This is a genomic window from Aliidongia dinghuensis (assembly GCF_014643535.1).
GTDB lineage: Bacteria > Pseudomonadota > Alphaproteobacteria > ATCC43930 > CGMCC-115725 > Aliidongia > Aliidongia dinghuensis.
On record NZ_BMJQ01000009.1, the window covers coordinates 77,371 to 97,994 of the forward strand.

18 protein-coding genes are annotated in these 20,624 nt (G+C 65.3%); 12 read left to right on the forward strand and 6 right to left on the reverse strand.

Going from position 1 to position 20,624, the window contains the following annotated elements; translation table 11 throughout:
- Positions 1–57: 57 nt before the first annotated feature.
- Positions 58–501, reverse strand: coding sequence for an SRPBCC family protein (locus IEY58_RS17570; protein WP_189048111.1), 444 nt, complete (start codon positions 499–501; stop codon positions 58–60).
- Positions 502–545: 44 nt separating this feature from the next.
- Positions 546–911 (reverse strand): hypothetical protein, encoded by a 366-nt coding sequence (locus tag IEY58_RS17575; protein WP_189048113.1) that lies wholly within the window; start codon positions 909–911, stop codon positions 546–548.
- A 228-nt stretch (positions 912–1,139) separates the two neighbouring features.
- Here IEY58_RS17575 and IEY58_RS17580 point away from each other — a divergent pair, with 228 nt between their 5' ends.
- Positions 1,140–2,027 (forward strand): DMT family transporter, encoded by an 888-nt coding sequence (locus IEY58_RS17580; RefSeq protein ID WP_229743793.1) that lies wholly within the window; start codon positions 1,140–1,142, stop codon positions 2,025–2,027.
- 27 nt (positions 2,028–2,054) lie between these two features.
- Here the strand turns inward: IEY58_RS17580 and IEY58_RS17585 are convergent, their stop codons facing one another.
- The 3 genes from IEY58_RS17585 to IEY58_RS17595 are packed head-to-tail and all read right to left on the reverse strand — an operon-like array spanning position 2,055 to position 4,760.
- A complete protein-coding gene (locus IEY58_RS17585) occupies positions 2,055–2,543 on the reverse strand; it encodes a YxiG-like protein (protein ID WP_189048115.1) in 489 nt (162 codons plus the stop codon).
- A gap of 29 nt (positions 2,544–2,572) precedes the next feature.
- A complete protein-coding gene (gene acuI, locus IEY58_RS17590) occupies positions 2,573–3,580 on the reverse strand; it encodes an acrylyl-CoA reductase (NADPH) (protein ID WP_189048117.1) in 1,008 nt (335 codons plus the stop codon).
- Positions 3,581–3,593: 13 nt separating this feature from the next.
- Complete coding sequence (locus tag IEY58_RS17595; RefSeq protein ID WP_189048118.1) at positions 3,594–4,760, reverse strand: acetyl-CoA acetyltransferase; 1,167 nt, start codon at positions 4,758–4,760, stop codon at positions 3,594–3,596.
- Positions 4,761–4,933: 173 nt separating this feature from the next.
- Between IEY58_RS17595 and pyrC the strand changes: the two genes are divergently transcribed.
- The 3 genes from pyrC to IEY58_RS17610 all read left to right on the forward strand — a co-directional run bounded on the left by pyrC (position 4,934) and on the right by IEY58_RS17610 (position 7,097).
- Positions 4,934–5,995 (forward strand): dihydroorotase, encoded by a 1,062-nt coding sequence (gene pyrC, locus IEY58_RS17600; protein ID WP_189048120.1) that lies wholly within the window; start codon positions 4,934–4,936, stop codon positions 5,993–5,995.
- 107 nt (positions 5,996–6,102) lie between these two features.
- The gene (locus tag IEY58_RS17605; RefSeq protein ID WP_189048122.1) at positions 6,103–6,756 is read left to right on the forward strand and encodes a DUF2987 domain-containing protein; all 654 of its coding nucleotides are present in this window, start codon (positions 6,103–6,105) and stop codon (positions 6,754–6,756) included.
- Between the two features lie 158 nt (positions 6,757–6,914).
- Positions 6,915–7,097, forward strand: coding sequence for a hypothetical protein (locus tag IEY58_RS17610; protein WP_189048124.1), 183 nt, complete (start codon positions 6,915–6,917; stop codon positions 7,095–7,097).
- Between the two features lie 209 nt (positions 7,098–7,306).
- Here the strand turns inward: IEY58_RS17610 and IEY58_RS17615 are convergent, their stop codons facing one another.
- On the reverse strand, positions 7,307–8,998 hold the full coding sequence (locus IEY58_RS17615) for an asparagine synthetase B family protein (protein ID WP_189048125.1): 1,692 nt from the start codon (positions 8,996–8,998) through the stop codon (positions 7,307–7,309).
- A gap of 328 nt (positions 8,999–9,326) precedes the next feature.
- On the opposite strand from IEY58_RS17615, the gene IEY58_RS17620 reads away from it, so the two are divergent.
- The 8 genes from IEY58_RS17620 to IEY58_RS17655 all read left to right on the forward strand — a co-directional run bounded on the left by IEY58_RS17620 (position 9,327) and on the right by IEY58_RS17655 (position 20,305).
- Positions 9,327–10,391 carry an acyltransferase family protein gene (locus IEY58_RS17620; protein ID WP_189048127.1) on the forward strand — a complete coding sequence of 355 codons (1,065 nt, stop codon included), beginning with the start codon at positions 9,327–9,329 and terminating at the stop codon, positions 10,389–10,391.
- Positions 10,392–10,527: 136 nt separating this feature from the next.
- Positions 10,528–11,799 (forward strand): O-antigen ligase family protein, encoded by a 1,272-nt coding sequence (locus tag IEY58_RS17625; protein WP_189048129.1) that lies wholly within the window; start codon positions 10,528–10,530, stop codon positions 11,797–11,799.
- On the forward strand, positions 11,799–12,914 hold the full coding sequence (locus tag IEY58_RS17630; protein WP_407648413.1) for a glycosyltransferase: 1,116 nt from the start codon (positions 11,799–11,801) through the stop codon (positions 12,912–12,914). Before IEY58_RS17625 ends, IEY58_RS17630 begins: the two co-directional genes overlap by 1 nt.
- A complete protein-coding gene (locus IEY58_RS17635) occupies positions 12,911–14,218 on the forward strand; it encodes a glycosyltransferase family 9 protein (protein ID WP_308422440.1) in 1,308 nt (435 codons plus the stop codon). The genes IEY58_RS17630 and IEY58_RS17635 overlap by 4 nt, the downstream gene beginning before the upstream one ends.
- A 190-nt stretch (positions 14,219–14,408) precedes the next feature.
- Entirely contained in the window at positions 14,409–15,440 is a 1,032-nt protein-coding gene (locus tag IEY58_RS17640; protein WP_189048133.1) for a class I SAM-dependent methyltransferase, read from the forward strand.
- Positions 15,437–16,132: a class I SAM-dependent methyltransferase gene (locus IEY58_RS17645; RefSeq protein ID WP_189048135.1), complete on the forward strand. Its 696-nt coding sequence runs from the start codon at positions 15,437–15,439 to the stop codon at positions 16,130–16,132. Before IEY58_RS17640 ends, IEY58_RS17645 begins: the two co-directional genes overlap by 4 nt.
- 44 nt (positions 16,133–16,176) lie before the next feature.
- Positions 16,177–17,865 (forward strand): glycosyltransferase, encoded by a 1,689-nt coding sequence (locus IEY58_RS17650; protein WP_189048137.1) that lies wholly within the window; start codon positions 16,177–16,179, stop codon positions 17,863–17,865.
- Between the two features lies 1 nt (position 17,866).
- The gene (locus tag IEY58_RS17655; protein ID WP_189048139.1) at positions 17,867–20,305 is read left to right on the forward strand and encodes a glycosyltransferase; all 2,439 of its coding nucleotides are present in this window, start codon (positions 17,867–17,869) and stop codon (positions 20,303–20,305) included.
- The last annotated feature ends 319 nt before the right edge of the window (positions 20,306–20,624 follow it).

Consider the following 20,624-nt stretch of genomic DNA (forward strand, 5'->3'; position numbering starts at 1 on the left):
GTGCCAACACCGGATCGCGCGCGTTCCGGTTAAGCTGTCAGCGCCCTCCAAGTTGCGCTATTGATTGATCTCGGGCTCGACGAGCCTTGCCAGGTTTCGCAGTGACTCCTGCCAGCCGAGATAGCAGGCCTCGGGCGGAATGACGTCCGGGATGCCGGCCTGCACGATATCGAGCTCGGTGCCGACCGATACCTTTTTCAGCGTCACCGTCACCTCAATGTCGCCGGACAGGTTGGGATCGTCGAATTTGTCGGTGTAGCGCAGCCGCTCGCCCGGAACGAGCTCGACATATTCGCCGCCAAACGCGTGGCTTTTGCCCGTCGTGAAGTTCCGGAAGGACATTTTGAACGTACCGCCGACTTTCGGTTCCAGATGATGCACGGTGCAGGCAAACCCGTTGGGCGGGAGCCATTTCGCGAGCGCGTCCGCCTCGAGGAACGCGCGATAGACTTTCTCTGGGCTGGTCGCCAGCACGCGGTGCAGGCGTACGGTGTTGGGCATGCTCGTTTCTCCTTTTGAACCGAGGAAACGGATGTTGCCGCCAGTCAGGCGCCTGGTATCGGCAGAACCGGCATGATCTCCACGGACTCGCCCGGGAAGATCGTGAAGTGAGGATGCTTCTCGAACAGCCGGGCAGCCGCCTCGTGCGACTCCGCCCTCACGACCACGAAGGCGCCCATCTCGTTGCTCACGTCCGCGATGCCGTGTTCGGTGATCTTCTTCGTCTTGCCGAGCGGCCCGCCCATGGCGGAAATCACCGCGTGGTGCTTCTCCGCCCAGGCTTTCCAGGCGGCCATGCCCTCCTGCTCCTTGGCGCGCCGCTCGGCTTCGGGAAGGGCCGTCCACGCCTTCCAGCGTGGGCTGGCTTTGCTGCCGAGGAAGATGGCGAGGTAGGTGTCGTTCGTGGTCATGCGGTTTCCTTTCCTCCGCGGATTGCGGGCTGAAGCAAGAGTTCAATCGAGCGGCGCGGGTGATCGACGCTCGCGGGCGGCAATATCTGCGCGATCCACCTCCTGAGGACGAACGAGGCTTAGCCAGCCCGACACGCAATCTCAGATTTTTTGACTTCCACTCGCCCCCTTTGCCGCCAGGTGCCCTTCCTCTAGGATGACGGGCAACGACCGCCAGAGTCCCGCCCCATGTCCGTCGCCCTGCCCCGCCCCGCCAGCGCCCACCAGAACGGCGCCGGCATCGCCTCCATGCTGCTGGCGGTGCTGCTCTACGGCCTGATGGACGCGCTCATCAAGCTCGAGGCCGGGCGCTATCCGGTCATCGAGGTCGTGTTCTTCCGCAGCCTGTTCGCCCTCATCCCGCTCACCTGGCTGGTCATGCGCAACGGCGGCTGGCCGGCGCTCCGCACGCGCCAGCCCGGGCTGCAGCTGGTGCGCGCGATTACCGGTTTCATCTCGCTCTTCTGCTTCTTCCAGGCCTTCGCGCTGATGCCGCTCGCCGATGTGGTGGCGATCGGCTTCGCCGCACCGATCTTCATCACCGCGCTGTCGGTACCGCTCCTGGGCGAACAGGTCGGCTGGCGGCGCTGGTCGGCCGTGCTCGCCGGCTTCGCCGGCGTGATGGTCATGGTCCGGCCTGGCGCCGGCGTGTTCGACCTCGCCGCCGGCATAGCGCTCATCGCCACGCTCACCTACGCGCTCTCGATCATCGTGATCCGCCGGCTCTCGACGACCGACGGCAGCGCGGCAACCGTCGCCTCCTTCACCTGCTTCGCCGTGCTGGGCGCCGGCGTGATGCTGCCGTTCTGCTGGGTGATGCCGGCGTTTGAGGACTGGCTGCTGCTGGCGGCGGCGGGCCTGCTCGGCGGCGCCGGCCAGATCGCCTTCACCCGCGCCTTTGCGCTGGCACCGCCGGTCGTGGTGGCGCCGTTCGACTATGCCAACATGCTGCTCGCGACGGCCCTCGGCTATATGATCTGGGGCGACGTGCCGACCGCGCCGGTGTTCGTCGGTGCCGCCCTCGTCATCGCCAGCGGGCTCTATATCGTCTATCGCGAGGCGATCCGAGGCGGCTGAACGGCCTGAGCTGGTGCGGCCGCAAGTCTAAATGCGTTCCGCCGGCAGAGGATTTAACACCGCTCTAATAGCAGAAGCGTCGTCCGAGAGCTTTCTGACGCGGGCGCTATGGAAGATGATGGACATCCTGAAGCACCCGGTTTCGAGCGTCATCGCGAACATTGGCTTACCCAGGCGCGCGGACCATTGCACGGCTAAAGGATCATTGTCGGGCGCCTCAATCCCTGGATAGGCAAACGAGTTAGCACCCCATACGAAGCCGTCGGGCATACCCGCGGCCTGCCATGCATCGCCGTCGGTGAAAGAATCGTCCCAGGAAACCGACCAGAGATCATCACGCACCGCCGTCTGGTAACGATGCTCAACCACGTGGGTAAGCGTGAGTTCATAAATACCCATCGCCTGAAGAATTAGAACATAGTCGCGGCCATGCTGTGCAAATCCATGGTGCAGCACGCCGAAATCAAATTCAGGCAGCCATTCTCGCATAGGCTGCCGCAACGGATGTTCCGCCATAGTGCTGCGCCTTTTCGATTGGCCGTTGCTCACCCGTTGACGTCGACCACCACGCGGCCGCGCACCTGGCCTTTGAGGATGCGGTTCGCGTAGTCCGGCAAGCTCGCGAGCGGGATGCGCTCGATCATGCCGTCGATCAGCGCCGGGTCGAGCTCGCGGGCGAGCCGGCTCCACGCGGTCTGCCGCTCCGGCAGCGGCGCCAGCACCGAATCGATGCCGAGCAGATTGACGCCGCGCAGCAGGAACGGAATGACGGTTCCCGGCAGATCGTTGCCACCGGCGAGGCCGCAGGCGGCGACCGAGGCCCGGTAGCGCAGCTGGGTCAGGAGCGTCGCGAGCGTGGTCGAGCCGACCGAGTCGACGGCACCGGCCCAGCGCTCGGCCTGCAGCGGCTTCGTCACTGGCTGGGCCAGCTCCGCCCGGTCGATGAAGCCGGCGGCACCGAGGCCGGCGAGGTATTCATGCGTTTCCGGCCGGCCGGTCGACGCGATCACGCGATGGCCAAGCCGGGCGAGCAGCGCCACGGCGACGCTGCCGACGCCGCCGGCAGCCCCGGTCACCAGCACCTCGCCGGCGCCGGGGGCGAGCCCGTGCCGCTCGAGCGCCATGACCGCCAGCATCGAGGTGAAGCCGGCGGTGCCGATCGCCATCGCGCGCTCCGCCGTCATGCCGTCGGGCAGGCGCACGAGCCAGTCGGCCTTGACCCGGGCATATTGGGCATAGCCGCCCCAGTGCTGCTCACCGACCCGCCAGCCGGTCAGCACGACCGGGTCGCCGGCCCGCCATTGCGGGCTCGAGGAGTGCTCGACCACGCCCGCGAAATCGACGCCCGGCACGTGCGGGTAGCTGCGCACCAGGCGGCCGAGGCCGTTCAGGACCATGCCGTCCTTGTAGTTCAGCGTCGAATGGCTGACGCGGACCAGCACCTCGCCTTCGGGCAGCCGGTCCGTATCCAGCGTTTCGATGGACGAGGAAACCTTGCGGTCCTGTTCGGTCAGGACCAGGGCCTTGAAGCTCGTCGCCTTGAAGCTCGTCATGGCCTCCCCCGGTTCAGCGCAGCGGTTCGAGGATGCTGACGAAGTTCGCGACCGCGGCACCGCCCATGTTGAACAGGCCGGCGAGCTTCGCGTCCTTCACCTGGATGCCGCCGGCCGTGCCGGTGAGCTGCATCGCCGCCAGCACATGCATCGAGACGCCGGTAGCGCCGATCGGATGGCCCTTGGCTTTGAGGCCGCCCGACGGATTGACCGGCAGCCGCCCGTCCTTCTCGGTCCAGCCCTCGGCGATGGCGCGGGCACCCTCGCCGGGGGCCGTCAGCCCCATGGCCTCATACTCGATGAGCTCGGCCGTGGTGAAGCAGTCGTGCGTCTCGACCAGGTCGAGATCGTCAAGCCCGACCTTGGCGTCCGCGAACGCCTTGGCCCAGGCGAGGCGCGGCCCCTCGAACGCGACGATGTCGCGCTTCGACATCGGCAGATAGTCGTTCACCTGCACCGCGGCGCGGAACACGATCGCCTTGTCGAGCGCCAGCGCCGTGTCGACGTCGCTCAAGACCGCTGCCGCGGCACCGTCCGAGACGAGCGAGCAGTCGGTCCGGCGCAGCATGCCTGCGACATAGGGATTCTTGTCCGACACGGTGCGGCAGAAGTCGTAGCCCAGATCCTTCTGCACATGGGCCAGCGGATTGGCGGCGCCGTTCCTGTGGTTCTTGGCGGCGATGCGGGCGAGCGCGTCCGACTGGTCGCCGTAGCGCTGGAAATAGAGCTCGGTGATGCGCGCGAACACGCCGGCGAAGCCGCCCGGGATGTCACCCTCCTCGGGAATGTAGCTGGCCTTGATCAGGATCTCGCCGACCTCGGGGCCAGAGACCTCCGTCATCTTCTCGACGCCGACGACGAGCACCCGCTTCGCCTTCTTGGCCTCGATCGCGTTCAGCGCCTGGTGGATCGCAGCGGAGCCGGTGGCACAGGCGTTCTCGACTCGCGTCGCCGGCTTGAAGCGGAGCGCCGGGTCGAGGTTGAGCACGAGGGAGGACGGGAATTCCTGGCGCAGGAAGCCGGCATTCATGGTGCCGACATAGATCGCGTCGATGTCGGCCGGTGCCAGGCCCGCGTCGGCGATGGCGTCGGCGGCGGTCCGGACGATGAGGCTTTCCAGGCTCTCGCCCTCGAGCTTGCCGAAGCGGCTATGGGCCCAGCCGACGATGCAGGCGGTCATGATTCTCTCCCGGATGAGTTCTTGTCGATCGAGTCTTCTGGCCGAACCGTAGCAGCAACACCTGTGTGCCGAAAGGCGCAGCCCGCGACCGAATAACGGTTGCGAGCGTCCCGATATTGACGATGGGCGCCCGAGCGACGAAGTTGCAGACCATGTTAACCGAGGCTCGTTCGATGACTGCCCCCGCCCGCCCCAGGATCGACCGCCTGACGATCCGCCGCCCCGATGATTGGCATGTCCATCTGCGCGACGGCGCGATGCTGGAGGCCGTGGTCGGCTATACCGCGCGTCAGTTCGCGCGTGCGATCATCATGCCGAACCTGGTGCCGCCTGTGACAACGGCCGAGGCGGCGGCGGCCTATCGCACGCGCATCCTGGCGGCACTGCCGAAGGGCCATGATTTCACGCCGCTCATGACCTGCTACCTGACCGACACGACGGACCCGGACCAGCTGGCCGATGGCTTCGCCCGCGGCATCTTCACCGCGGCCAAGCTCTACCCCGCCAAGGCCACGACCAATTCCGCCTTCGGCGTCACCGACGTGACCAAACTTACCCCCGTGTTCGAGCGCATGGCGAAAATCGGCATGCCGCTGCTGATCCACGGCGAGGTGACCGATGCCGAGGTCGATATCTTCGACCGCGAGGCCGTGTTCGTCGACACCGTGCTGATCCCCCTGCGCGCCCGGGTGCCCGGCCTCAAGATCGTGCTCGAGCACATCACCACGGCCGAGGCCGCAGCCTATGTCATGGATGCCGAGCCCGGCATCGCGGCCACCGTGACGCCGCACCACCTGCTGATCAACCGGAACGCAATCTTCCAAGGCGGCTTGCGCCCTCATGCCTATTGCCTGCCGGTCGCCAAGCGCGAGAGCCATCGCCAGGCGTTGCGCCTCGCCGTTGCGTCCGTCAGCGACCGCTTCTTTCTCGGCACCGACACGGCGCCTCATCCGCGCCACGCCAAGGAGGCGGAATGCTGCGCCGCCGGCGTGTTCTGCGCACCCTCGGCGCTCGAGATCTACGCCAGCATCTTCGACGAATTGGGGGCACTCGACCGGTTCGAGAGCTTCGCGAGCCTGAACGGCCCGCGCTTCTACGGCCTGCCGGTCAACGAAGGCACCGTCACGCTGGAGCGCGCCGAGACGGCCATCCCCGAGAGCGTCGGCGAGATGGTGGGTGGCTTGAGGCCGTTCCGCGCCGGCGAGACCGTCCATTGGCGGATGGCCACGCTCTGAGCTCGACCCCGATCTTGGTGCCTTTGGATACGACACGGCGGCTCGACCGCCGTCAATTTGGCCGTCGTGAGTTTGGCCGTCGTGAGTTTGGCCTGGGTCTCGCGGCAGTGCTCGCCGCGAGCGTTTTCTCGCGTCCGGCCCATGCCAGCGACAGTTTCGCCTCGCTGCCATACCGGAGCCTGCTCGAGAGTGTGACGACCTTCCTCGACGCGCCGCCGGAAAAGCGCAGCCGGCTGGCGCTGCTCCAGCGCCTGCGCCCGGACGGCGACAATCTGGTCGCCCGGCCGCTCACCATGACGATCCAGGCGAAGAGCGGCCCGATCGAGATCCCGGTCGCCGACGACAACAGCTTCGTCCTGCCGGTCGACGACCGGCTCAAGGACGAGAACCCGCCCGTCATCACCAACCAACCGAAGGGCACGCTCTCGCTGCAGGTGGGCGTGCGCATCCTGCTGCCGCAGACGACGCACTACGCCTATAGCGAATTCGCCGAGGGCGTGCGCCAGGCCAACGCCATGACCAAGCGCTTCGCCGGCATGCTGTGGCTGTTCTCGCAAACTGCCGACAGTGTGATCCTGCGCTTCTATCGCCCGGAGCGGCAGATGCTGCGCATCGCGGCCGCCGACGGGGCGCTGACGCTCATCGCCGACGACAGCGGCACGATCTTCGTCCGGCTCGACAAGAAGCTGATCGACGAAAATCCCATGATGGACCTGTCCGAACCGGCGCTCGACGCGCTGCCGGCCGTCAGCAGCCGCTGAGCCCCACCCCCCGCGGCGCCCGCCGTTGGGTCCCCACTCTCGGCGCGGGGGCACCTCTTCGACAACCGCCGATGAGGGGTTCGGGTTAACTACCACTCCTTAACTTTCACCGGTCATGATCTGGCTCGTAGACCTTCGAGCCTGAGGAGCACTGTGTCGTGATCACAGCCAGGATGACCGTAGAACATACCATTGAACATTTTGGCGCCCGCGCCGACGTCGTTCGGGACGGGGAAGAAAAATATCCGCGCTGGGTGCGGCGCAGCCTGCTCGTCGGCCTCGCCAGCCTGTCCTGGGCGGTTGTTGCGGGCGTCGTCTATCTCGCGGTGCAGTTCATCTGATCCCGCACACCCGGGTCGCTTTCCTCGGGCCATAACCATTCGGCGGACCATGCCGCCGCACCGGCGCCCCTGCTGATCGCTCGGGGCTGCAAGGCTCTCGAAGCCTTACCTAATTTCAAAAATTTTCGGCAAATTAGCCGCGCTTTTCCCACTTCGCCTCGCCTTCTTTTGCTTGGCGAAAGTGAGCCCTTGACTCGTTCCAGCATTGCTCAGCCGTGGCTCGACAGCGTCTGGAACACGTCGCGCTCGGGCGGCAGGCGTGCCACATGAGCGCGATGCCAGAGCGCGTAGAACAGCAGGCTCCAGGCGGCAAAGGCCTGCCGCTTGTTCTCTATCCCCGCGAACAGGCGCTCGACCGCCTCGGGTGGGCAGAGCGCGCGGATCGGTTCCTGGCGGGCGACGAGCGGCCCCAGCATGACGCCGCGCCGGCGGAGCCAGTCGGCGATCGGCGGCGCGCCACGCCGACGCCGGACGAGCGCGCCCGCCGCCGGCATCCGCTGGTCGAGCCAGCGGCGCAGCAGCCACTTGCCCATGCCGTCCCGGATCTTGAGCCCGTCCGGCAGGCCGAAGGCGAACAGCGCCAGGCGGCGATCAAGCAGCGGCAGGCGCCCGTCGAGGCCCTGGGCCGCAAGCGCGCGGTCGAACCGGGCGAGCGGGCCGTTGGGCAGCCACTCCTGGCAATCCGCCGCCTGCGCCTGCTGTAAGCGGGTGCGAGAACCGAGCGCCTGCGCCCGTTCGGTGGCGTCGAGCCCGTCGCGCCAGCCGGCGAGCGGCTCTCGCAGTAGCGCCAGGCCGTCGAGCACGCCGCGGGCCCGCGGCAATCGACCGCCGGCCCACCAGGGTCTGAGCAGGCTGCGATAGCGGCCGTAGCCGCCGAACAGCTCATCGCCGCCCTCGCCTGCGAGGATGGTGCGGAACCCGGCCTCGGCAGCGGCGCGCGCCAGCTTCCAATGCGGCACGAGCGCCACGTCGGCCATCGGATCGTCGACCGCGGCGGCGACCTCGGGCAGCAGGTGCCAGAAGTCCGCCTCGCGAAACGGCACTTCCGTCAGAGTAGCTCCGGCCTCGGCCGCGACGGCGCGCGCAAGCGCGATCTCGCCTGGGCCTTCGGCGCGCGAAATATCGAGGCTGAGCGCCTGGACCGGCGCCGGCCCCCGAGCCGCCATCAGTGCCAGCAGCACCGTTGAATCGATGCCACCCGACAGGAACAGGCCGATCGGCCCCTCGGCCCGGCAATGCGGCGCGATCGCCCGTCCAAGTAGCTCGTCGAGCGTGCCGAGCGCCGCGTCGATCGACACCGGCAACGGCGCCGCGGCCGGCAGCGGCCGATAGAGCCGGCGGTCGACCACCCGTCCTCGTTCGACGATCAGGGTCTCGCCCGGCAAGACGCGCGAGATGCCGGCGAACGGCGTCGCCCGCCCGGTCGTGAACTGCAGTTGCAGGAGTTCGTCGCGTGCCGGCGCCGCCAGCGTCGCCGGCACGAGGCCGGTCGCCTTCAGCGCCGCGATGGTCGAGGCGAACAGCAGGCCGCCGGCGGTCTCGGCGTAATAGAGCGGCTTGATGCCGAACCCATCGCGCGCCAGGAACAGCCGGCCGGCCTCGGGATCATGCAGCGCCAGCGCCGTTCCGCCCTGCAGATGATGGGCGAATTCGATGCCATAGGCGCGATAGAGCTGGAGCGGCGCCGGATCGAGCGCGCCATCGCCAACGAGAGCGGCGCCTACGAGAGCGGCGCCCACCGGAGCGATGCCCACCGGAGCGATGCCGCGCGGCTCGCGATAAGGCTGCCGGCTCGCCCCCCCACCAGCCGGTCCGCGATGGACCAGCATCACGGCACCGTGGCCGTACAAATCCTCCGGGCCCGCCGCACGTCCGGCGAGCGCCAGGACGAGGCGACTCATCGCGTCCGCGTCGACCGCAGCCCCCTCGCGCGCGAAAAATCCGCCGATGCCGCTCACAGTCGCGCCTCGGCTCTGGAGCGGCGCGCGGTCGCAGGGGCGAAAAGGGCGGGCATGGAAAGGATCTGACGGCTCCTCGGACGAAACGAAGGGCGCGCACACTGCCACAAGCACTGCCCGACTCAAGCGAACTTCCACAATCCTGTAACACAAGGCCTACCGGACGAGGCTCCCCGCGTCGGCGGGACTGATTGACAGGGCGGGCGAAGCTGGGGCCTCTTTCGGCCAATTCTCGCCCGCCCCATTCTCGACAGTCGGAGCGCCCGCCCTCTTGTCCGCGACCGCCTACAACAGGAATCTGAACGGCCTGCGCGGACTCTGCGCCTTTCTCGTGTTCGTGCGCCACGTCTGGGCGGGGCCGCGCCTCGAAGGCTGGTGGGGCGATGCGCTGCCGCACGCGGCGACCTGGGACTTCCTGTTCAACTCCCTGCAGTGCGCGGTCGAGATCTTCTTCATGATCAGCGGCTTCCTGATCACGGCCAGCCTGCTGCGCGCGCCGTCGGCCGGCCATTTCCTCTTGAACCGCGTGCTGCGCATCTATCCGGTGTTCCTCGCCACCCACCTCGTGCTGTTCGCCCTCGGCCCGGCGCTGCACTACAAGCTCTTGGACGGGGTCGACGCGGCTGAATGGTCCCGGCTGTTCGCGACGAACATCCTGCTGCTGCCCGGCGTCTTCGACCTGCCGCTGGTGCAGACCAACGCCTGGTCCTTGAGCTACGAGGCCGCCTTCTACGGCTTCGCCGTCATCGCGGCCGTGCTCGGCCGGCAACTGCCGCGGCAGCCGCAGCTCATCGTGGTGGCGCTCGCCACGGCCGGCATCTGCTTCTTCTATCCGCGCGCCGTGTTCTTCGGCGGCGGCGCCGTCGTCTATCTCCTCGGCGAACGCGCGGTGGCGCTCGGGCGCAGCCGGTGGCTCGCCCCGGCCCTGCTGCTGCCGCTCCTGTTCCTGCTGCTCCAGGCGTCGATCGAGGCGGCGCCGGCGGGGATGCGGCTCGGCTATGGGCTGGGCTTCTTTCTCGGCATCGCCGTCTTCGCGGCACTCGTCCATGGCACGGGCGGCGTCGCCCGCTTCCTTGCCCGGCGGCCGATGCAGTACCTGGGCAACATCAGCTACAGCTTCTACCTCTGGCACCCGTTCGCCTATTTCGCCGGCAAGAAGATCGTGCGCGCGTTCGCCTCGGGCCTGCCGCCGCTGCTGCAGCTCGCGTTGCTGTTCGTCATCGCCCTGCCGCTGGCGCTCGCCCTGTCGCATGCGAGCTGGCGGTTGATCGAGCGCCGCGCGACCGGCCTGCTCCGCCGCCGGCTGCAACTGCAGGCCGTGCCGAGCGTCGCCTGACGCGGGCGTCCCAGCGGCGGGCGTCCCAGCGGCGGGCGTCCCAGCGGCGGCGAAGCACCGGCCGGCTTGCCCTCTGCTCTTGGCCCGGCTAACTAGCTGCTGCTCCGGCACTCAACCGGGGTGCCGAGGACCCTTGATGACCCTGTCTCCCTCCACGCCGACCGACCTTCGGCTCCGCCGTGGCCAGAATGCGGCGCCTCTCCTGGCCGTCGCCCTGTTCCTGCTGGGCCCGCTGGTCTATGCGGCCCCGCTGTCGGCCGCCATCCTGCTGCCGATCACGACGCTCATCGCCGGCATCCTCGCTTGGCGCCGGTCGGCACTCGACTGGCGCGGCGTCGGCCGGTCGATCGCGCCGTGGCTGCCGTTCTTCGCCCTCATGCTGGCGTCGAGCCTGTGGGCGCTCGACGGCAAGGCGGCGCTGCTGCTCGCGGCGCGCTTGAGCCTGGTGGTGGCACTCGGCCTGGCGCTCGTCCATTGGTGCCGGGACGTGGCGGCGATGCAACCCGCCCGCCTGTTGCCTGCGCTCGCCTGGGGGCTGGTCGTCGCCAACCTCGTCGTCCTCGCCGACATCGCGCTCGGCGGCGCCCTGAGCCGCCATACCCACGCGCCGCGCGCGGCCTACGATTTCATCACCTATTACGGCCGCGGGGCGACGATCCACGCCATCCTGCTGGCGCCGCTCGCCTGGGGCCTGTGGCGGTCAGGCGCGCGCCGGCTGGCCGTGGCGCAGGTGGCACTCGCAGTCCTGTGCGTGTTCGAGACCCATGACCTCTCGGCCAAGGTGGCGCTTGCCGGCGCCCTGGCGGGTGGCGCTCTGGTGCTTGCGGCACCGCGCCTGCGCTGGGGTTTCCTGGCACTCCTGGGCGTCGTGGCGCTGGGCCTGCCGCTGGCATTTCCGGTCCAGCTCGACCCGGCGCGCGAGTGCTGGATGTTCGAGCACAAGAAATCGGCGCTGCACCGCGTCTATATCTGGGATTTCGTCACGACGCGCATCGCCGAGCGGCCGATCTTCGGCTGGGGCCTCGACGCCGCCCGGCGCATCCCCGGCGGCCAGGACACGGTGCGGCTCGGCGAGGGCTGCCCGGGCGCGATCCCGGTCGAGGGCCAGAAACTGCCGCTGCATCCGCACAACGCGGTCCTGCAGACTTGGCTCGAGCTGGGCGCCGTCGGCATCGTCGTGGGATTCGGCACGGTGATCCTGGCGCTCGGCCGGAGCTATGTCGACCGCCGCCGCACGGCTGCCGCGGCCCTGGTGGCAGCCAGCGTCGCCGGCACGCTGGTCGCACTCGTCAGCTACGGCGTCTGGCAGGAATGGTTCCTGTCCTCGCTCATGCTGGCGGCGGCGGTCGCGGCGCTGGCGCTGCGCCAGGATGCGCTCGGTTCGACCACAGGGAGCCAATCCGACTGATGCGCACGGCGCTGCTCTATCGCGACCGGCTGATCCCGCGGTCCGAGGCGGCGTTCATGCGCCGGCAATATTGCGCGTTCGAGACGCTGGCACCCTATTGGCTCGGCTGCCACTTCGATGATGGGCTCGCCGACCTCGGCGCGCCGGGCCATCTGCTCGGCGGTGCGGGTGCCTTTGGCAATATCGAGCGCACCCTCTTCAAGCAGCTGGGCCGCCTGCCCGCTACGCCGGATCTGGCCGCGCTCAACCCGGCAGTCATCCATGCTCATTTCGGCCGCGGAGGCGCGATCGCGCTGCCGATCGCACGCAAGCTCGGCCTGCCGCTGATCGTGAGCTTCCACGGCGGCGACGCGACCAAGGACAAGCACTATCAGCGTCGGCTGATCCCGACGATCTATCAGCGCCGGCTCGAGGCCTTGAAGCGTGAGGCGAAGCTGTTCGTCTGCGTCTCCGACTTCATCCGGCGGCGCCTCATCGAGCGCGGCTTCCCGCCGGAAAAGCTGGTGGTGAACCGCTACGGCATCGAGGTTGAGGGATTGCCGCCGCCCCGGCCACCGGACGAGCCGCCGACCGTTCTGTTCGTCGGCCGGTTCGTCGAGAAGAAGGGCATCCCGACTCTGCTCGACGCCATGGCGCTCCTGCGCGCCGAGGGCAATCCGCTGCGCCTCGTCCTCGTCGGCGATGGGCCGCTCGGCCCCCTCGTCGCCGGCCGCGCCGCCGACCTGGGCGGCATCGAGCAGACCGGCTGGCTCGCGAACGACCAGGTGAAGGCGCGCATGGCGGGGGCGCTCGCGCTCGCCGTGCCGAGCGTCACCGCCAAGGCCGGCGATGCCGAAGGCCTGCCGAACGTCATCCTGGAGGCGATGGCGGCCGGTGTGCCGGTCGTGGGCTCCGACAGCGCCGGCATCGCCGAGGCGATCGTCGATCGCGAGACCGGGTTCGTGGTGCCGCCGGGCGACGCCCCGGCGCTGGCCCGGGCACTCGCCCGGCTCGCGGCCGACCCCGCGCTGCGCCAACGCATGGCAGAGGCTGGCCGCGCACGGGCAGTCGCCGAATTCTCGGCACCGGCCCAGTCGCATCGCCTGGAGCAGATCCTGCTATCGGTCGTGCCTTGACCCGGCCGGACCGTGCGCTTACCTCAGCCGATTTCCGGCCCGAAACGCCGCTCAATCGTTTCTTCGCCTGGAACGAGGCGCGCGCGCGCCATGACCGCCGCTACGAGGCGCTGCGCGCCGTCTGGCGGCTCGAGCGGCCGCAGGCAATCGACTATCTGGTCGGACCAGCGCCCAACCCCGAGGTGGTCCGGTCGGCCGAGCACGTGCTGGACGCGCTTGATGCCGCAATCGGCGCGGACGAGCTTGACCATCATGCGGCCTTGTTCCAGGTGCTGGATGCGCTCGAGGAGCAGGTCGACCTTTCCGCCCTGCCCGCGCACCGCCCGTCGCGCCGCCAGCCGCGCCAAGGATCAGGCCCGCGGCGCATCCTGGTCATCAAGCTGAGCGCGCTTGGCGACTTCATCCAGGCGCTGGGTCCGATGGCGGCGATCCGCCGGCATCATGCCGCCGACCAGGTTACGCTGCTCACGACCCGGCCGTTCGCCGAGTTCGCCCGCACCACCGGCTATTTCGACGCCATCCAGGTCGACCGGCGCGCCCAGCCCCTCGACATCCGCAGCTGGCTCGGCCTGCGCCGGTTCCTCAAGGACGGGCGCTTCGACCGGGTCTACGACCTGCAGACCTCGCAGCGCTCGAGCTCCTATGCACGGCTCTGGTGGCCCGAGGCGACACCGGAATGGTCCGGCATCGCCACCGGCGCGTCCCATCCGCACGCCTATCTCGAGCGCGACCCGCAGCACACGATTGCGAAGCAGGCCGAGCAGCTGCTGATGGCCGGGATCTATCCGGTGCCGTTGCCGGCACTGCCCGCACAGGGCGGCACGCTGCCGCCGGAACTCGTGGACCGGCGCTTCGCGCTGCTGATCCCCGGCTCGTCGCCGGGCCATCCGGGCAAGCGCTGGCCGGCCGAGCGCTATGGCGAGCTCGCCCGCGCCCTGATGGAACGCGGGCTGCTGCCGGTCGTGCTCGGCGGCAAGGGCGAGCGCGGCCTGGCCGAGACGATTGCGGCCCGCGCGCCGGCGGCACTCGATCTCACCGGGCGGACGGAGCTCGCCGACCTGGTGGCGCTCGCACGCGCCACCACCGTCACCATCGGCAACGACACCGGCGTCAGCCATATCGCCGCGGCCGGCGGCCGGCCGCTCGTCGTGCTGTTCTCGGGCGAATCCGAGCCGAGCCGCTGCGCGCCGCGCGGCAATGCGGTAACCGTGCTGCGCCGCGTGCCGCTCACCGACATGGCGGTAGCCCCGGTGCTGGCGGCGGTCGAGAATACAGTCGGCCAAGGGAGCAGCCGCAACATCTAGCCCGGGTAGCAATCAAACTACACACACGCCTGGATATGTGCCGTCGACCGCGCTGACGATCATCGCGCCGAAACGCTCGGCCGACCGGGTCCGTTGAAACACGGAGAAATGTACGATACACACTCGAACCGTTCCACGCCGTGCCTGGGGATGTCTCAGCGAGCGTATGTCGATCGAAAGTGGATGAGAGATGGCTGTGAAAGATGTCGCACGAGGCGTGGTGGGATCTTTTATACGCCCGATCTGGAGAAGAGCTTGGGCGCGCCTCGAAACAAGATTGCAGATACCCGAACGGCGGATTGCCGAGCTTGAAACGCGCTCGGGAGGGCTAGAGGCACGCCTCGACGAATGGCTTCCCGTAATGTTGAGCATGACCTCGACGATGGCAAAATTGAGCAAGGAACTCGCCTCCGCTCCCCTGGCCCGCATCGAAGAAATGGATAAGCAGCTTTCAGAGCTTGCCGCACATCTCAAACAGACCGAAAGTCGTATCGACGCTAAGTTGGCGTCCAACCGGGATTCCTTTGCTCAGCTCCAGAATACGACGCAGCAGCTCTGGGAGCGGATCGATTTCATTCGCAAAGAGGTCTTGCTTGAAATTCGGTACGGCAACCATCCGGCGAGCGCTAAACCGGGGAAAGTCACGCCAAAGATCATCAACTCCATCAAGATCGCTGAAATGGCAGCCCGCGGTCTTCGGCTGAATCTTGGCTGCGGGCATATACCGATGGAGCAATACATCAACGTAGACCTACGAGAGTTGCCGAGTGTCGATGTGGTGGCGGAGGTCGATGATCTGCCGTTCGAAGCGGAGACCGTTTCGGAGATATATTCCGCACATCTGATCGAGCATTTCCCTCAAGAACATTTTCGGCGACGGTTGCTCCCTTATTGGCGCTCGCTCCTGGCGGATCATGGCGTCCTCCATGTTGTAGCGCCCGACGGCGAGGCTATGCTGGACGGGATTGCGAAGCGGACCTATGCCTTCTCAGATTTTCGAGAAGTCCTCTTCGGTGGACAGGACTACGACGGAGATTTCCACTACAACATGTTCACGCCGGACACGCTTGCCGAGATGCTCGCGGAAGTCGGCTTCAAGGACATTACGTGTCTGGCGAAGGGACGTCGAAACGGTGCATGTTTCGAGTTCGAAATGACTGCAAAACGGACCGCCGCCCATCGCCCGAATCCCGCACCGGCCGAAATGGAGTTAGTAGGATGAACCAGGGAAATTTGCCGTTTGAAGACATTCTTTTCCCGTCGGTCGTCCGTGAAAATTGGCAAATGATGCAATGGGAGCGCATCGCGATCACAGGTGTATTGGCCCGCACCCGTCCTTCGGTCGCACTCGAAATTGGTGTGTATTACGGCGGTAGTCTTTCACTGACCTCACAATTTTCAAGCAGAATTATCGCAATCGATATCGACCCTGCGGTTCCGAACCGATTTGATGTGCCGTCCAACGTGGAACTCCGCATCGGCGATTCCGGCACCCTCATTCCGCAGGCCCTTGACGATATTCGCGCGTCGGGCGACGCGCTGAATTTTGTGCTGATTGATGCCGACCATTCCAGCTCCGGGATAAAGCGAGACATCGAGGCGGTGCTGAAGTATCAGCCGAAAGAACCGCTGATCATCCTCATGCATGACTCCGGCAATCCCGAGTGTCGCAAAGGCATCCTGGCAGCGGACTGGCAGGCAAATGAGTTCGTTCACATGGTCGACTGTGACTTTGTTCCCGGGCAAATCATTGAACATAGTGTGGTGGACGGCCGCGGCGAAGTCTGGGGCGGCTTTGCCATCGCCTATTTAAATGGGAACAGGCGCGCCGGTCCGCTTCACGTCGGACAGGGAGCACGAACCTCTATTGAATGTCTGCACGCTCACATGAATAGTACCCCTTCCGAACACTGAAAGCGACGAACAAGAAAAGCCACACAGATAATGTTAAAGTAACAATGTCAAAGCGCTTACTGATAGTTAGTAACTTCTACCCCCCTGCGACAGTCGGCGGCGCTGAAATTGTGGCGCACCGGCAGGCAAAAGCACTCGTGAAGCGTGATTGGGATGTGGTTGCCCTCGGCGGGCGAATTCCTAGCGCAGACGCGCCCGCTGGGTCTTTGGATGTCGACGAGTTCGACGGGATTCCGGTATACCGGCTGTCTCTGCCTTCGTTGGAGGTCAGCGATAATTATCGGTGGGCACCAGCTGGAAGAGCGCTGACCAGCCTGATTGCTTCCCACCAACCGCAATGGGTCCATTTCCACAACCCGATCGGCCTCGGAGCGGATCTCATCCCGTTGGCCAAAAAGCTTGGTTGCATGGTCGCAACGACGCTCCATGACAATTGGGGATTCTGCTTCAAAAATACTCGGCTGCGCCGCGATAACGCCGTGTGCAGCGACTTCGATGAGTGTCAGCTTTGCATCCCGACCGTGCGTACGAAAGCCGGTCAGCAGATACCAATGCGTCTGCGTCGCGACTACGTCGCTCATTGCCTCGACCAAGCGGATCTACTGATCAGCCCGAGCGCCGATCTCGCTCAAGCTTATTCCGCTGCGGGCTTCGAGGGACGTGTCGAGGTCGTCTCAAACGGGATAGATCTGTCGAGCGTAGTTGCATCGCCACGATCGGTTCCCTCGCAGATCCGATTCCTCTGTTCCGCCTCTTTAGGCGAGCATAAAGGAATACTCGTGCTGCTCGAGGCGCTGAAGCTTCTCGGACGCGAAGTCACGCTGCGCGACCGATGGGTCATGACGATCGCAGGCCACGGTCATTTGGAAGACCGCCTTCGCAGCGAGATCAAAGAAGCGGGCCTGGAAAATAATGTGCTGCTGATTGGACGAGTCGAGCGCGGCGAACTGCTGGACATCATCAAGGCGTCTCATGCCGTCGTTTTGCCGTCGATATGGCCCGAAAACGAACCGGTTTCACTGTTGGAAGGCCTCGCCTCTGGGGCTGCGCTGTTGGCAACGGATATTGGAGGCAACCCAGCGCTCGTCGAGCATGGAAAATCCGGTCTGTTATTCAAGCCCGCCGATCCCCGCGCAATCGTCGGGGCGATGACGTCTTTGATTAGCGAGCCCGCCCTCATAGCCCAATATAGCCGCTGCAATATCGCGCGACGACCCGAATTCGACGAGGAATTATCCGTAACGCGCATCATCGACCTACTCGATCGGAGCGCCTCCAGGTTCGCGCAAGATAACCCCGCAAAAGAACAAGAAGTCATCCTGATCTGTGGCGGCGATCATGCCGATGCAGTGACCGCCATCGAGGTTGGTCTTTTGGCGAAGACTGTGCCCGGGCTTCGATTGCGATTGATCTGGCAGGAACATGCCAGTGACGAAATATGGGAGCGTGCTTCCGCATTCTGGTGGTGGTCTCGGACGGGCGGGCTCGGTGCGTTGGATTATGCCGTTCGCCGCGGGCTGCCCGTCATTATGCGCAATGGCCGGGAAGCCGGCATTCTCGCTGAAACCTTACCCTCGATTGTGATCTATTCCGATGGACGTGAACTGATACGTGCAATAGGAGAATTACGACCGAACAAACAGAGGGATCGGCAATACACAGATGTGAATATATTGCGATTCCTTAATCAGCTGCGCGCGCGCGACCAGTACTACCTTCCAATCGAGGCATAAAATGGCGCGCGAGCTTCGAATTCAATTCTGCAATGAACGTTTCATCTCAAGATTTGGGGTTGACCGCCTTCTAATCTTGGCAGCGCGCGAATTTCGGCAAAAAGGAGCGCGGATTTCTTTCGCGTGCATGCGATATGCCGCTGATTTGATAACGGGACTTGGCGATCACGTTAAGGTCGTGAAGCCACCTAATGGCGCAGATATGCAGCAGATCGAGCGCGCCGCTACGAAAGCGGTCATGGAAAGTTGGCTGCATGAAAAGCCGGATGTACTAATTGTCGGAGGGTGGCCGTTTTTCGACCTTGCGGCTCGAAGCGGAACCATGGGAGTTCCTAGTATTTTCATCGATGCGGGAGCCGTGCCGCATGATGGGATCCCGACAGCAGGTCTTCCCATCCAGCTTGAGTTGCGTCGCATCAGGAAATCGACACTGCCCTTCATCGATAGAGTATTGCCGATCAGTCACTTCATCGAGCAGTCTCAAACGCTGGGAGATCGTGCCCATTCGGCAGGTGTCAGGACGATCCTGCTTGGTTCCGATCATTTGCGAGCACCTTATGCGGCTGAGGAAACAGCGGACGGCGGCGCGAGCGGCCCGATCGTGCAGCAAGTCCGCCAACTGCGGCGGGACGGCTGCAAGCTGGCGCTCTGCCTTGGTCGCTACGAGCCGACCGGATATAAAAATTCGCCATCGGCGTTAGCTGTCTTGGAGAGCATTAGGCATTCGCTTCCGGCCACCCTCCTGCTGATCTTGGGGACGCAGCAGGAAGTTGACGTTCCGGAGCACCTCTCATCTTTTGTGAAGTTGCTTGGACATCCGACCGATGCTGAACTTCGCGAGATCATGAGCGAAGTTGATCTCGGGGTTTCGACGTCGCGCTGGGAGGGCTTCAATCTGCCCCTCGTGGAAATGCAGAACGGCGGGAAGCCTGTCCTTGCTTTTTCGCTTGGCGCACATCCGGAGGTCGCCGCAGATCCTTGGTTTCTGTGCAGTGACGAAAAGGAGATGTGCCGCAAAGCGGTAGCGATCCTGTCCGGCGCGGACCTACCGCGTATCCCATTTAGGAACCTTGCCGCATTCGAAACGAAACTTCCATGGCGGCAGACCTTGTCGGCATGGTGGGAAGAAGTCCAATCGGCGGCGTCGGCGACCACCGAGCGTTCGCCGGGACGACGCATGACTCTCGTCGACGTCACCAACTCCGCGGCCGACGGTGCAAATTCCGGAGTTGTGCGCGTAACACGGCAACTGACAAAGCGCCTTCAGCGCAATCCCCAGTTGGACGTCGTCTTTGTTCGCTGGAATGCTGGCGGTGGATGTTATGAACTAACTGATCCTGATCATGGCTTTTTGAGTTCCTACGGCGGCCCCGTCGATTATCCGGCCATGCTCGTGGACCCGGCACGCCGCGGCGCCGCGTTGGAGCGAATAATGCTGGCGAGGCATCCGCAGTGCGTATTGCCGCCGATTATGTTCTTTCCGGAAGTCGCACTGGATGGAACGAACATGCTTCGGCTGGAATGGGCTCGCCGACGGGGCTTGATGTGCTCCGCCATCCTGCACGACTTGATCCCTGTGTTTCACAAGACGCACTGCTCCGACGAGGTTATTCGAAATTTCCCACAATATCTGGCGGCTCTCATCCGGTCAGATCAAGTGATCGCGAACTCCAGCGAATCCCTGCGGGCTCTCCGCCGCTACGTCCAAGAACAAAAGTCGTCTCTGCCCGCAAATTTGGACGCGATATGGCTTCCAGCGCAGTTTGGAATGACCGATCGGGTCAAGGATCCTGGCATGCCCGACCAGGACGAAGTGCGGATCCTCTGTGTTTCGACGTTGGAGCCTCGTAAGAATCACCGCCTTCTTCTGGCGGCGTTCGCTGAGCTTGTGCGACGCCATCCCGCGCGGCGGCTGAAGCTCATCCTCGTCGGGAATCGTTACGCCGGCGCCGATTCCATCGTGGCGGACGTCGAGGCCGCCATAGCTGCCGGTCTGCCGGTTCACTGGCGCCAAGTTCTGGACGATGCCGAGTTGCGGGGGGAATACAGCGCCGCCCGCTTCACCGTCTATTCCTCTCTGGTCGAGGGGTTCGGGCTGCCGATCGTGGAAAGCCTCTGGCTCGGAAAACCGTGCATCTGCAGCAATGAAGGCGTGATGGCGGAACTGGCGCGCGAAGGCGGCTGCCTGACTGCCAATATGTCCGACGTTTCGTCTCTCGTGGAGGCGATGGAGCGGCTAGCGTTCGACGAGGCGCTGCATTGCAAGCTCGCAGATGAGGCAACTCGTCGACCGCTCAGTTCATGGGACGACTACGCCGCGCTCGTCGGCGATGCGTTGTATGGCTTGGGAAACCCCGATCCTGGTCCCGCTCCACTACAGCGTAAACCCGCGCCTGTTGAAGAGCCCGAGCGGACCAAAGTAGCGATCACGCTTTCCTAGCGCGATCAACCGAACGGACGCGACTTTTTCGCAGCGTTTCTCGCTTCCTATGCTTCTGAGAGAAGGCGCGCCCAATGCAAGATCCGCGACCGACGGTTCGTCGGATCATGGATGACGGCTGGACGATCGCTACTGCGGCAGCTGCGACGCGAGCGCAAGTCGCTCTCGGAAGGCCGGGCGATGAACTGCTGCTGTCCGAGCGCTCGCAGAGGTGGGAGCCCGGTTGAGCCAACGCAGGACGGGCGCGGCTATGGCGTCGTCTACCTTCTCTCGAATTGACAAAAGCGACTCCCGTGAGCCGAGCATGGATATCGCCTCT